Origin of the sequence: Alteromonas sp. AO-Serp (assembly GCF_017849675.1) — a bacterium.
GTDB lineage: Bacteria > Pseudomonadota > Gammaproteobacteria > Enterobacterales > Alteromonadaceae > Alteromonas > Alteromonas macleodii.
The window spans coordinates 1-14,035 of record NZ_JAFLMX010000145.1 but is presented as its reverse complement, the minus strand read 5'-3'; the positions used below and the strand labels follow the sequence as shown (position 1 = coordinate 14,035).

Sequence of the window (14,035 nt, the reverse complement as noted above, 5' to 3'; positions counted from 1 at the left end):
TGGTACTTCAGTGTAATAACTTTGAAGTGATTGATCTTGGCGTAATGGTGCCAGCGGCGACAATCTTACAAACCGCTAAAGATGAAAACGTTGATATGATAGGCCTGTCGGGCCTTATTACACCTTCACTAGATGAAATGGTTCACGTTGCCAAAGAAATGGAGCGTCAGGGCTTTGATATCCCGCTGCTTATTGGTGGGGCGACTACGTCTAAAGCGCACACTGCGGTAAAAATTGAACAAAACTACCATGCGCCTGTAGCCTATGTTCCAAATGCTAGTAGAGCAGTAGGCGTATGTCAGCGCCTTCTAAACAAAACGTCCCGCGATATTTACGCGCAGGAATTGGCAAAAGAATACGATACGGTACGTGAACAGCACGCCCGCAAAAAGCCGCGCAGCAAGCCGGTGACATTAGCTCAAGCCAGAGAAAACGCTTTTAAGCCAGATTTTACGACTTTACCAGTAAAACCTGCGAGCCTGGGTGTAACACCGGTAACCGCCGATTTGGCTACGCTGCGCAACTACATTGATTGGACGCCATTTTTCTTAACCTGGTCTTTGGCAGGCAAGTACCCACGTATACTTGAAGATGAGGTGGTGGGAGAGCAGGCACAGTCATTGTTTAACGACGCCAACGCCATGCTGGATAAAATTATCGAAGAGAACAGCCTTCAGGCGAAAGGCGTTATCGGCTTGTTTCCTGCCAACCGCGTTAATGACGATGTTGAAATTTATACAGATGAGTCGAGAAACCAGATTCAAGGTGTTGCCCATCACTTGCGTCAGCAAACCCTAAAAGACAAATTCGCTAATTATTGTTTAGCAGACTTTGTAGCTGAAAAGTCGAGTGGCATAAATGATTATGTGGGCGCTTTTGCCGTCACCGGTGGTATAGGTGAAGACGAGCTTGCTGATAGCTATATTCAGACTGGCGATGACTACAACGGCATTATGGTTAAAGCGGTGGCAGACAGGCTTGCCGAAGCGTTTGCGGAATATCTGCACGAGCAAGTGCGTAAGCATTACTGGGGTTACGCCGCTGAAGAATCACTAAGTAACGAAGAACTTATTCGCGAAAAATACCAAGGCATTCGACCGGCACCAGGCTACGCCGCGTGTCCCGAGCATACTGAAAAGCAGCTTATTTGGGATTTATTGTCAGCAGAGCAGCATACAGGTATGAAGCTTACAGAAAGTTACGCCATGTGGCCGGGGGCGTCAGTATCGGGGTGGTATTTTGCTCACCCTGATGCCAAATACTTTGCTGTCGCCAAAATTCAAGCCGACCAAGTAGAGGATTACGCCACACGTAAAGGCTGGACCCTGGAAGAAGCTGAAAAGTGGTTGGGTCCAAACTTAAGTGATTAATGCTGATTAGGCAGGTAACGTGTATGCAAATCGAAAAGCCTTTTAGTCAGGCTTGTGAGAACAACAAGCGCGCCATTTTGAGCGTGCTTGAACGTAAATTTGCCAATTGCCGACAGGTATTAGAGATAGGGAGTGGAACAGGTCAGCACGCCGTATTTTTGGCTGAGCATTTGCCCCATCTTATATGGCACACAAGCGATCAACCACACTATCACGAAGGTATTGCCGCGTGGCTGAGTGATTCAAATACGCGGAATGTGAAACCTCCCATAGCATTTACCGTTGGGCAAGATGACTTTCCCAACCTCGACATAGACGGGATTTTTACGGCAAACACCGCGCATATCATGCAAAAAGAAGAGGCGAAGCTACTAATGGAATCAGTAGCGTTGCACTTACCCAAAGGGGGCGTATTCTGTCAGTATGGCCCTTTTACACATAGTGGTAAGTTTACTTCTGAAAGTAACCAAGCCTTCCATACTTCGCTTTTAGCGCGTGGTTATGGTGGCTACCGCGATATCAATGAGCTTACTGCTTGGGCAGGCGAGTTAAGCTTGCAAGAAATAATCGACATGCCCGCCAATAACCATATGCTTATTTGGCAAAAACGCTAAAGAAGTATCAAGGCTGCAGCACTTTGCTTTAAAAACAGTTAAAGCAAAGAAAGTCAGCACTCACATCAAAGGAGTAACTATGAGCTTTAAAGTAAACCATTATTTCGACAATAAAGTGAGCTCGATTGGGTTTGAATCTGCAAACGGCCCCTGCACCTCGGGCGTGATGTCGCCGGGTGAATATACATTTTCTACATCACAAAAAGAGCTAATGAAAGTGGTTGAAGGTGAGCTAGTTGTGAAGCTTCCGGGAAGTGACGAATGGCAATCATTTGCTACAGGCACCAGCTTTAATGTACCCGCCGATGCTTCTTTTGACGTAAAAGTGTCTACGCCTACCGCTTATCTTTGCTTTTACAGCTAATTCTTAAAAGCGTTTAATTCACTCTGTATTTAAACTTTCGTAGAATTGACTTTCAGAGGTTGTAAAATTTCTCCGTATATCTCAAAGTATTAGAAGTGCAAGCGAGCTTGGCTCACTTGCGCTTTTATACTAATAAAACTAAACCTGAAATGTGTGCGAATTATCAGGGCCTGTTGACCTTTGATGTACGAATTTTGGTCTAAATGGAAGCCTTTTAATCGCGAAACAGTCCTGCAAGCCTAGCGGGCTAAGTTAAAGGACTGTGACAAAGAGTAAAAGGCTTCCATAACGACCCCTTCGGGCAGCGCCTTTGTGCCATCTATACTGCGTTGAATGTTCTCGATTTAGAACCACTAAACCGTCAAACATTCGCCTTGTCTAGATGGCACACAGACCGCTGCAAAAATGTACAGCAAAGGTCAACAGGCCCTACCTAACCAATGTACAGGAGCTATAGTTAAGCTCCTGTGCGCAAGAGGAATTAACTCACCACTTAAAAAGGGTTAACCGAATACCCTTTTTGTGCCAGGCGCGCGTGGGCTGTCATGGCTGACAAATCCATTTTCACTCCGTCTATCAACGCATTTTTTTCAACGCCATGGGCAGCGGCAGACTGCCCACACACTATTACGTCTACACCTTTCTCCATCAACGCTACAAGTAGCCTTTCGTTTCCATTAGGTAAGCCCTTACGCTCTTTGAAGTTTGCAGTTTTAAGCACTTCTTCTGTGGCAGAGCCGTGAACGACAAGCGCAAGCGAAAGATTTTCCTGCTTAACGCCGTTGGCTACGTGCATATTGATAAAGCGTGCCAGTGATTCAAACTTGCGGTTTACCTCACCAGGGCTTGCCGCTTTGGCTACGTCAAACGCAACCTTGAATGTCTGATTTTCAGGAAAACTTACGCCCTCAACATGAGCATGCTTGCCGAAAGTGTCAAACACAGGGCCATAATCAAAATCTGATTTAGCTGAAGCTTGCCCGGCTACTATGAGTGCTGCTGCAAACCCCAGTGACGCGCTGCCAATCCCTTTTGTGATGCTCATTGCTAATTCCTCGAACTTTAACGCGCAGGTAGCGCTGTCTTATACACTTCAAATATCATGTCGCTAACATCTCTACCCGCATCTTGTATTTTGCTATTGGTATAGTAAAGCGCATTGTTGTAGATACTAAAGGTGTCAGCCCAATTCACCACATCACCCTTCACAAGGGTGCGAAGGTCTAGGCTTGGCGTAAGGTACTGTACTTCTTGCTTTTCCAAGTCGGCCAAATAAACATTACCTTGATGAAAAATCATGCCATCTGGTGCGCCTGTCGTCGCTACTTTTCGCACTTTTTCTGCCAACACGTCATTTGACGATTTCTCGATGTCAGATGTGTTGATGGCATACAGCGAATAACCAGACAACGCGTGAAAATATAGTGTGTCGTTTAACGTATCTAGCGCGATCCCGTCAGACTGAACAGGCATAGTAAAGGGTTTGCCCTGAATACTTAACGCATCGACTTCAGCTTTAGTGGTTTTATGGTTATCTAAAATACGATAGCTGGTATTGTCATCAAGGTTATATACCACTAAACCCGCGTGAGCCGAGTCGGTCATATAAATGCGATTCGTTTTTTCGTCTACTCGCAAGTCATTAATATACGAATCAGGATGGTAAGCGTCTTCGCTAAGTATCAAGGTCCCTTCTATCTCGTTTGAGGCTAAATCAACGACAAACAAGCGAGGTGCATCCACTACACCTTTAAACTTGGGGTTTCGGGTGTCCAATACATACAGCTTATCCTTGTGCGCAACCACTGACTGCACCGCTAAAAAGCAGTCTTTTCTTACTTCGCTTTGTGCCACACATTCATTTGTTTGGCTATTAGGGTAAGCGACAAATTCTCCGGTGTCGGTAACCTGAGCTACGGAAAAGCGAACGCCGTCACGCCAGTTGGGCGCATTCACAAATACACGACCATCATTACTTACTGTAACACCGGTAATTTGCGTGCCCTTTATGTCGCCCACTAATTCAACATTCGCGTCTGGTGAATGTTGCGCGATTGCATTTACAGAAAAAAGTGCGGCGACACTCGTGGCAAGTACCCCTTGTTTTATACGCTTTGTATTCATGTCCTTTTACCTTTAATTAGTGGCTTAGCTTGTCAGCACACACCACAAAGTGGTGCGCATTAACAAAACTGAATGGAATAAAGCATACGGTCTTATCGTGAATGTGGAACACCTTTTAGCGGCTTATCTATGCAGGCTGACGAAAATCAAGCGGTGAAACTTGCTTTACCACTTATGAGATCCAAAACACGGTATGCTCTCGTTTAAGTTAAGAGCTAACAAACTTTACTGAAAATTATGCACAGCAGTATGATGAAAAAACGTGAAACTGGTTTAATGCAAAAGGCAAAGTATTTGAAAACAGTGCTACTTTTAACAGCATGTATGGTCGTGGTTGCCGCATGCAGTAGTAGTAAGCCTCAAGTAAATATGGATGAAACACAAAACTTTGCCGATATTAAAACGTTCTATATTCAGCCTCCTCTAAACCCAATCAACGCAACGCTGGCCAATCACCTTTCCTCAGCCATTACCCAGCGCCTCATTGAGAAAGGTCTCACCCCATCTTCAGAGGAGGACGCCGATATCGCGGTGGGATACCTACCTTCCACCACCACTAAAGAGGATGGCACCACCTTGAATCTAGGGCTGGGCACCGGAAGTTACGGTCGCTCTGGCGGCATTTCATTGGGCAGCATTTTTAGCATTCCGGTTGGAGAGCAAACCACGCTTCAACAAGGGCTTCAAATTGACATGGTTAAAGATGGTACATTTGTTTACAGCGCGTCAGGAGCGGTGGAGCTGGAGTCAAAAGACAGTATCAGTATTCAAAATAAACTTGATGAACTCGTCATCAAGCTCCTTGAGCAATATCCGTCGAACAGGTAGCTCATACCTGGGTCAGCAATAAGAACCGACTTCTTCGCTAAGGGCTCGCAAGAGCCCTTACTCCATAAAAACTCTTCATAACGATGAACTTGGCGCTGATTTTGCACTTTATTTTGCATATGAATGCCTATATTAGGTCCCCCACTTTTATGCCCCACGCTATGAAGTGAGCTACACAGAGTCAGAAATGGATACCATATACAGCCACTTGTCATCTTCACCTTCACTATTCAATTACTTGGGCGACACAGCAAATGCCCAAAACGCACTTCAAGATGTTGTAGAAAAATCCAAGCAGGCTAATGCTCTCGGTGATGCGTTCAGTGCGTTTAATGGTGAACTACAGGGCAATCAAATTGACACATATCTTGAAAAAATAGAAAGCGGCGAGGCCTCACTCAACGGCAACACAATTGCAAACTACCTCGATTTTAATCGGCAAAAGCTTGCCTCGGAATTAAGTGATTTAGCGGCAAAACTTGGTATTTCAGACGATACAAAGCTAACAGTGAGTAAAGGTGAGCTGGTGATTGAAAGCAGTCAGGGCGAACAAGAGTTTGATAAAACCACGTTGCGCCTACAACAGTACCTAGAAAAGGACACCAACCTTACGTCACTTATTCAACAAACATCTCGTCTGTCTCAGTTTAAAGAATGGGGAGATGCCACGTCATTTGCATCAACACTACAAGAGAAAGGCACTGACGAAGCGACTATCCAGTCATTTTTAAAAGAAGCTCGCACGTCAGTGACGTCTGACAATACGCTGATATTCAATAAAAACGGGTTCGGCTTTTCTGCCGATGGTAAAACTGATGCGCTAATTGATGCATTTGAGAAGCAGTAAGAGCAATCTTACAAAGTGAATAAGTCTCTATTCATTACCTCCCTCTTACACGAGAGCAGATAAGTACGGAATATCACAAATTAAGAATCACTTTTTCTGTGCGAAATTAGAGGAAGTCGACGCGAAATAACGCTATGCTTGGCTGCATGATGAAGTGCAGATTGACATAATGGCAGCGCAACAGCCGCTTTCCGTTCAGCAAAACCTTACCATTAGGTTATTGCGCGTATTGCGATACAACAAAGCACGTATTGAGCGTGCACTTACGCTCATGCCTGAAAAGCACAGGCCGCTTTTTCATGTGCTTCCCTTTCTTGTACATGTTAACCACGAAGCCCTTCCAGGATATGTGGCCCCACTCACCTCGGGTGAAACCGTTCCATTTGGTATCAACAATTACTCGTTTAGACCTGATGTAGAACAAGCTTTGCAGCGCTGTTTTCCTGCACAGAGTCACTTGTTTTCAGACATTAAGCAAATTTGGCCAAGACAGCGGGCGGTTGATGCACTGGTTTTAATGGGTAGCGTGGGGACTATTGCTCAGACTGACGACTCAGACTTTGATTTTTGGGTGTGTATTGACGGTAAACGTTTTTCGACGACTGAGCTGACTTTACTTCAACAAAAGCTAACAGCCATTGAAAAATGGGCGGATAACACCTTTGGTATTGAAGTGCATTTCTTTTTATCTGAGATAGATAAAGTTAAGCAAAACGATTTTGGCGTCGCTGAAGGTGAAAGCGCGGGCTCGGCGCAAGCCATGTTTCTAAAAGCTGAGTTTTACAACACCAATATAGTAGTAGCAGGCAAAGCGCCGTTTTGGTGGCTTACTCCAGAGAAAACAACAGAGAAGCAGTATCAGGCTATTTACAATAGTTTGGAAAAAGGCGGCTCACCAGACGTAGACTGGTTCATGGACTTGGGTCACCTAGAGCGACTAGACGCAAGCGAACTTTTTGGCGCCGCCATCTGGCAATTAGGCAAAGCCATGGACTCGCCATTCAAGTCCGTATTAAAAATGGCAAAGCTTGAAGTATACCTTGCCAATATCTCTCACGGACAACCACTGTGCAACCTTTTGAAAAAGCATGTACACCGCGGTGCTGAAGCTCCAGGGCATGTTGCAGATATCGACCCCTACGCACTCATGTTTGACGAACTCATCGCTCACTACAAAGCCAATGGTCAGGCGGAAGATATTGCTGTATTGCAGCAGTGTTTATATTTGAAATGTGGGTGTACATTGAGCCACCCGCTTGTAGAAGGTGAGCAAGCGAATTTCAAACGCAAAATTATGGCCTCGTATGCAAAACAGTGGGGGTGGAGCCGCAAACTACTTGCCCACTTGGATAACCAACAAGATTGGACATTCAATGAACGTGTGCATCTGAGCCGTCGAATTCACCGCTTTTTATTAAAGTGTTACCGCCGTATCTCCAAAGAGATCAGTCATCATCAACAGGTGATGGATCAAAAAGACATGACCGTTCTGGGTCGCCGATTAAGTACCTATTACGCTAAAAAGCCGGATAAAATTGAGTTTTTGCGACGCGCTTTTGACGAAAGCCTTTACTGTGAAAAGATCACCATTGCTATGCGTCAGCTCAAAAATGGTGATGAAGTATGGTCAGCCTATGCTGGTGATTTACTGAGTAAATCGGGCATTATCGACGATTCACAAAAAGTTACTCAAGCGACTAGCGCCATTGCACTGATGGTCTGGCTTGTGTCGAGCAAAATAATAGATACAAACAGTAAGGTTTATCTCGATTACAATTACGGTGAAGTGAGCGAACTAGACTTGAACGATTTGCTTAAGCATTTGTGCAAGTATTTTCCTCCAGTCAAAGTGTCGTCACTACCGCGTAATGACTTGCTGGCGCCAGAACGCATAACCGCATGTTTTGCCATTGTGAACTTCCCCACCCTACGCCAAAAAGCCACGGTAGAGAATGTATCCATCCTTTATACGACGTCTTGGGGTGAAACCTTTTTGAGACACGGCAGCGACGTGCTGGATACGCTGTGGTACGACTTACAAGAAGTAACCCCAAAGCCGCCGTGCTATGTAATGGTGCCACGTGGAAATCAACAAGCACGAATACTCGGCGAGTTCTTAGAAGCTAACGAGCTTAATTTCACCGTTTTATACTGATACACCCAACGTAACGCTTTCAAAGAAGCGCCAAGCGTAGTACTCCATCTCACACTATCTCTCCGTTTGAAAAATATGCAGAAAAAGCTTGCGCTTTAGAATTACAAGTGTAATCTAAAAATATGGACTACAAATGTAATCAAAATAACAGACGTCGTAATTATGAGTAAAATGTCAGACAAACCCGAAATTTCAAACGCTGAATTTGAAGTGCTGGACGTACTGTGGGACGACCATCCTGCCACGTCGAACGAGGTTATTGCGCGACTTAATGACAAAAAAGACTGGCACGAAAAAACCGTCAAAACCTTGTTAGGCCGCTTGGTAAAAAAAGAAGTGTTAGGGTTTGAAAAGCAGCAGCGCCAGTATCTTTATTATCCGCTGATTGCTAAAGAAGACTATACAAAGAAAGAAACCACGAGTTTTGTTAGCCGACTGTTTAAAGGCAAGATCGCCCCTATGGTCGCCGGTTTTGCAAATCAAAACTCGTTATCTAAACAAGATGTGGACGAGCTCAAAGCCCTTATCAAGAAATGGGAAGAAAACAATGATTGATTGGATTATTGCTCAGCAGGGTATTTTGTCGCTAGCGCTTGTTTTACTCATGGTGTGCGAACACTTTTTTACTAATAAAATTGGGGCTTCGCTTGCCTATAAGCTATGGGCGCTGATACCAGCTTGCCTCATAGTCAACAACCTTCCAATGTCGCTGGTTAACATTCCATCAAATAGCTTTGCTCGCTATGTGGTTGGCGTTAAGCCCACATTAAACACCGTTGAGTTTGAAACCTGGTTTACTGTATGGGCGATTGGCGTAAGCGCAATTACAGCCTATGTCTTAGCGCATCATCTTAAAATATGGGCATCGATAGGAAAGCGCCACGCTATCCACACCAATGCCTACTATTCCAGTAAAGCTACCACACCTATGCTATTTGGTTTTATCTTGCCAAAGGTGCTTATTCCCTTCTCATTTAAAAGTGCATTTTCGATTCAACAACAAGCACTGGTATTAGAGCACGAGAATGTGCATCGCAAACATTACGATCACCTGTGGAACGCGTTAGCGCTGGTTATCGCTATTGTCTTTTGGTTCAACCCACTGGTTTGGCTTGCGCTAAAATCCTTCAGGATTAATCAAGAACTGGCTTGTGATCACGCAGTACTGAAAGACAAGACAGACAACGAAAAACTTACCTATGCAAAAGCACTCGTGCAGTGTGCCGAGCATGGTTCAGACGCCCTGCACTTTACACGCGGGCTTTACCCAACCTTTGGAGAAAAAAGGACTATGATCAAACGTTTAAACGCGATAAAGCAACCTATGCGTAACAATAAGGTACTAGCTGCAGGCGTACTTTCAATTGCCGCCATGCTCACCATCAACACGGCTTTAGCCAATGCGCCAGTAGCAGAGACAAAATCTGAAGCTAAGATTAACCAGGCATCGCCGGTTAAACGCGTTCCACCAAGCTATCCAGAAAAAGCAGCACAGCAAAATGTTGAAGGTTTCGTTGTACTCTCCTTCGATATTACTGAAACGGGCGCTACAGATAATGTAAAAGTAGTAAAATCAGTGCCTGCTGGCGTGTTTGATAAAAGCGCAAAAGTTGCCCTGAAACAATGGGAATACAAGCCTCGTATTCAAGGTGGCAAAGGCGTGAGGCAGACCGGCCTTCTGGTGCAGCTAGACTATCAACTCGGAGCCTCTCTTGATACGGCGAGTGTTGAAAAGAATGCTTCCCCTGATGTAGAGCGTATAATCGTTCCACCCAAACAGAGCAAGTAAGCCCCAAAATTATCAGAATACTAAAAGGAGCGTATCGCTCCTTTTAGTGTTTTGTCTAATTGACTTAGTTCCTGCCTACTGCACACTACCACTCGATCACCCAAGTCTCTTACAAAATGTAAAGTGCCTTTACAATTTCTATAGAGAATTTACGACCTCACTACGTTAGAATGTGAGTATTTACACACCTGAAAACTTCTAATTTATGGAAGGTTTAAATAGTCGATAGCGCAATTGCTATGGTTATTTTCAATCAAGTTACTCCAGACGGGCTTTCGCTGCTGGTGTACAAAAAGGAAATCTATAATGAATCGTATCGTTTTAGCACCTACAGTGCTTGCCCTTACTTTTTTTACTACTTGTGCTAATGCCAATATTGATCAGCTTAAAGGTCTGTTAGGCGGTAAGAAAGCGGAATCGACAGTTACTTCCAGTAGCCTAACTGAAATGGCAACCAGCGCAGCATCTAATATCGACTTGGCTAGCTTAGTGAGTTCAGTTGCAGGTAACCTTAACGTGTCTGAAAACCAATCGGAAGGTGGCATAGCGTCAATTATGAACTATGTAGAAGGCAACCTTTCAGGCGCTGATTACGCCCAGTTGGCAAACAGCATTCCAGGTATTGATGCCCTGCTTGAAGATGTTCCCTCTCTTAGTGGTAACTCAGCAGCAAGCTCAAGCTCTTCACTATCAGGCTTACTCAATAAGGCCTCTGAGTACAGCTCTACACTTAAATCGGTAAACGACTTAAAGCAACAATTTGAAGCGCTAGGCCTTTCAACCGATATGATTGCCAGCTTTGTCACTCAAATCAGCTCGTATTTAAATGTAAATGCAGATGAAGAAACACAGGCGTTGTTTAAATCTGGCCTAGATAATTTGCTAACCGCTCTGTAACCTGTCTAAGGCGTATTAATTCTCTTCTACAATCCAAATTAATACGCTTTAACTTTTTTGCAGGGGCTTTTAGCTTGGTGAAATAGCAACTCCTGTTTATCTTTTTACATTCAAATACACAGCCTAATCGCCTATGCAAAATGCAATGTCTCGGTTTTCTACGAAGCCCAAATGGTTTCGACTATCCACTTATCTTGTTCTCATCTACCTTACTTACGCGCTTCTTATCGGCGTAGTTACGCCTGCGGTGTTAAAGGCAAAGTTACCCAACATAGTAAAAGAAAACATTGGAAGAGATGCTGCTGTTGAAGATATTGCGATCAACCCTTTCTTGCTAAAGATAGAAGTGACTAATTTTGTTATCTATCCAAATATACACTCTTCAAATGAAAGCGAAGATAACGTCGTAATCCAGAACCAAGAAAATCATTTTTTTAGCGTAGGCAATGTTTCACTGGACGTTGGATTCTGGCAATCACTTTTCACCTTCACTCCTGCCGTTGAATCGCTAACCATAGACGAACCTTTTGTTTCAATTGCACGTTTAAGCGAAAGTGAAGACACACAAATCTTCAACTTCTCTGACATTCTTACCCACGTAGAGAAACGCAGTACAAAAGCATCTGAAGAGCCTAATGACACTAGCGAAGGGCAAATTCCCCGAATTACGTTACGTGATTTTGCACTTAACGAAGGGCGAGTGGTTATTGAAGACAAGGTGACCAACACCCTACTTGATTACCCAGAATTGAGCGTTGACTTGCAAGATTTGGATACTCACGCTTTGATCAGTTCAAGCAGTGTTGGCAACAAAAACGCTAACCCTAAAAGCGATAAAAGTGAGAGTGCTCAGTCAAAAGGTAAGTTAGCGTTCAACCAATATCAATTTAACTTGCTCACCGCAGAGAAAGGTAACATCGCCATTGATGGCGAGTTTCAATTATCTCCACTAAAAGTTACGACAGACATCACGATAAACGATGTAGCGCTTACGCCGCTTTGGTCACTTTCGAAAGATTTGATAGAAGCAGATTTAGTAGACGGCAAGGTTAACTTAAGCTTACATGCTGAAGTTTTTGAACAAGATACAGCCTTCCAGTTTATTCTGGAGCGTGGCGAATTTGCTGTTAACAACCTTGTGTTTAACGCTGGTTCTTCGCCTGCCACAACAGGCACCGCCAAGAGTTCGCAGGAGATCATTGCCATACCCGCGTTTGCCATACACGATATAAACGTAAACGCATTAGAACAGCAAGTTAGCATTGCTGAAGTTGCTTTTGACAACGTTCGAGTGTCGGGCGTATTTGACAAGTCAGGGCTTGATTTACAGCGTCTGTTTACCCCAAAAAGCCCAGCGGCAGATGCTACATCAGCTAACGCTAACCCCAGCGCAGCGCAAGAAGGAAATAGCGCAGCGCAAGAAGGAAATAACGCAGCGCATATAGGTAATAGCGCAGCGCATACAAGTAATAGCACAGCGCGAAAGGGAAATAGTGAAACAGAAAATGAGGATGTTTCTAACGTAGCAACCGACAGCACAGAAGAACTAGCACATGACACTTCGTGGTATGTTGAGCTTCACCAATTTGCATTTAATGACGGTAGCATTGACCTTTTAGAGCGTAGCGTAAGTGACGGTACTTACTACCGCATCAGCAACCTCAATATTAAAAGCGGAAAAGTCACTACTGACTTCTCTAAACCTATTTCCTACACCACCAGTTTACATGTCTCTGCCGACCCACAGACGTTTAGCGACACATCCAAAGGTGCACTAAGCAGTAGCGGCAGCGTAGTTATTGCAGAACAAACTGTGCAGGGTAAAGCAGCGATTGAGCAACTGGTGCTAAGTCAGTTCCAGCAGTACGTTTCCCACCACGCAAATGTGACCCTTGAAGAAGGGCTATTTAATTTAAACGTTGAGTTTGATGGGGCATTTATGAACGCCGCTGATAAAGAAAATATCGACTCACTAAACGTTAAGGCGAGTACTAGCATTAATAATTTAAGCGTACTGGATGACGCCAGCTCTCCCCTACTACAGTGGCAGTCCTTAAATGTAGGCAACATCGAATTTGACCACGCATCGAACAAGCTAAGCGTAGACAACATTCACCTACAAGCGCCATTTGCACGACTTATTATTGATGAAGCTAAACAGACCAATGTGAGTAAGCTGATTGTCGCTTCATCAGACAAGTCCGCTAACAGTGAAAGTGCCAGCGAAACTGGCAGCGCAACCACGTCGAAAGCATCAAACGCAAACGTGCATGCAAGCACTACAGCTGAGCCTTCACAAGCCAACGAATTGGCCATTGCCGTTAACACCATATCAATAGAAAACGGCAAAGCGTATTTTGCTGACCATTCACTAACGCCCAAATTTGCGTCTGCTATAGAAAGTTTAAATGGCAAAGTATTGGGAATTGACTCTCGCTCAACTTCCCCTGCCAATGTTGATATCACCGGAAAGATAGACAACTATGCTCCGGTCAAACTAGCAGGCACTATTCACCCATTAAAAGATGATATAGACCTTGATTTAGATTTTTCAGTCAAAGGCGCTGAACTCACTTCAGTTAACCCTTACTCAGGCACCTACATGGGCTACTACATTGACAAAGGCTTGCTGTCATTGGCTGTGCAATACAAACTAAACGGTAAGGCATTGGAAGGTAAGAATCATGTTGTTATTGACCAATTAACGTTGGGCAAGAAGTCGAACTCTGATCAGGCATTAAGCTTACCGCTTGGGCTTGCCATTGCGTTATTAGAAGACAGAAACGGCGTTATCGATTTGGGTTTGGATGTGTCTGGCGATATCGATAGTCCGGACTTCAGTTTCGGCTCCATTATCCTCAATGCTATTGGCAATATTATTACCAAAGCTGTTACTGCACCGTTTTCGCTACTTGCGAACCTGGTTGGCAGTGACGACGAACTCGACAACGTTGAGTTTGGGTTTGGAGAGCATTCGCTAAATGCGGACGCTCAAGAAAAACTGAATACCCTTGCCAAAGCACTTAAAAAACGTCCAGGACTTAGGG

Annotated in this window: 12 protein-coding genes; 10 read left to right on the top strand and 2 right to left on the bottom strand. The window is 44.4% G+C overall.

Annotated elements, in window-relative coordinates; all coding sequences use genetic code 11:
* The 3 genes from QVA83_RS10505 to ppnP form a co-directional block, all read left to right on the top strand.
* The coding region (locus tag QVA83_RS10505) for a vitamin B12 dependent-methionine synthase activation domain-containing protein (protein WP_287498451.1) at nucleotides 1–1,370 on the top strand (1,370 nt) is incomplete at its 5' end.
* Between the two features lie 23 nt (nucleotides 1,371–1,393).
* A complete protein-coding gene (locus QVA83_RS10500; protein ID WP_049588026.1) occupies nucleotides 1,394–1,984 on the top strand; it encodes a DUF938 domain-containing protein in 591 nt (196 codons plus the stop codon).
* Nucleotides 1,985–2,063: 79 nt separating this feature from the next.
* On the top strand, nucleotides 2,064–2,348 hold the full coding sequence (ppnP, locus tag QVA83_RS10495; protein ID WP_014948660.1) for a pyrimidine/purine nucleoside phosphorylase: 285 nt from the start codon (nucleotides 2,064–2,066) through the stop codon (nucleotides 2,346–2,348).
* Nucleotides 2,349–2,841: 493 nt separating this feature from the next.
* Here ppnP and QVA83_RS10490 read toward each other — a convergent pair whose 3' ends face one another.
* Both QVA83_RS10490 and QVA83_RS10485 read right to left on the bottom strand, forming a co-directional pair.
* A complete protein-coding gene (locus QVA83_RS10490) occupies nucleotides 2,842–3,393 on the bottom strand; it encodes a DsrE family protein (protein WP_061095622.1) in 552 nt (183 codons plus the stop codon).
* Between the two features lie 17 nt (nucleotides 3,394–3,410).
* Nucleotides 3,411–4,472 (bottom strand): L-dopachrome tautomerase-related protein, encoded by a 1,062-nt coding sequence (locus QVA83_RS10485; RefSeq protein WP_278346790.1) that lies wholly within the window; start codon nucleotides 4,470–4,472, stop codon nucleotides 3,411–3,413.
* Nucleotides 4,473–4,724: 252 nt separating this feature from the next.
* On the opposite strand from QVA83_RS10485, the gene QVA83_RS10480 reads away from it, so the two are divergent.
* The 7 genes from QVA83_RS10480 to QVA83_RS10450 form a co-directional block, all read left to right on the top strand.
* The gene (locus QVA83_RS10480; RefSeq protein ID WP_039232433.1) at nucleotides 4,725–5,300 is read left to right on the top strand and encodes a DUF4136 domain-containing protein; all 576 of its coding nucleotides are present in this window, start codon (nucleotides 4,725–4,727) and stop codon (nucleotides 5,298–5,300) included.
* A 187-nt stretch (nucleotides 5,301–5,487) separates the two neighbouring features.
* Entirely contained in the window at nucleotides 5,488–6,147 is a 660-nt protein-coding gene (locus QVA83_RS10475) for a hypothetical protein (protein WP_287498450.1), read from the top strand.
* A gap of 169 nt (nucleotides 6,148–6,316) precedes the next feature.
* Nucleotides 6,317–8,302, top strand: a complete 1,986-nt coding sequence (locus tag QVA83_RS10470; RefSeq protein ID WP_287498449.1) for a class I adenylate cyclase — start codon at nucleotides 6,317–6,319, stop codon at nucleotides 8,300–8,302.
* 162 nt (nucleotides 8,303–8,464) lie between these two features.
* The gene (locus QVA83_RS10465) at nucleotides 8,465–8,857 is read left to right on the top strand and encodes a BlaI/MecI/CopY family transcriptional regulator (protein WP_014950296.1); all 393 of its coding nucleotides are present in this window, start codon (nucleotides 8,465–8,467) and stop codon (nucleotides 8,855–8,857) included.
* Entirely contained in the window at nucleotides 8,850–10,091 is a 1,242-nt protein-coding gene (locus QVA83_RS10460) for a M56 family metallopeptidase (protein ID WP_287498448.1), read from the top strand. Before QVA83_RS10465 ends, QVA83_RS10460 begins: the two co-directional genes overlap by 8 nt.
* A gap of 306 nt (nucleotides 10,092–10,397) precedes the next feature.
* Nucleotides 10,398–10,988, top strand: coding sequence for a DUF2780 domain-containing protein (locus tag QVA83_RS10455; RefSeq protein ID WP_187446509.1), 591 nt, complete (start codon nucleotides 10,398–10,400; stop codon nucleotides 10,986–10,988).
* Between the two features lie 145 nt (nucleotides 10,989–11,133).
* Nucleotides 11,134–14,035: DUF748 domain-containing protein (locus QVA83_RS10450; RefSeq protein ID WP_287498447.1), on the top strand; the 2,902-nt coding region annotated here is incomplete at its 3' end.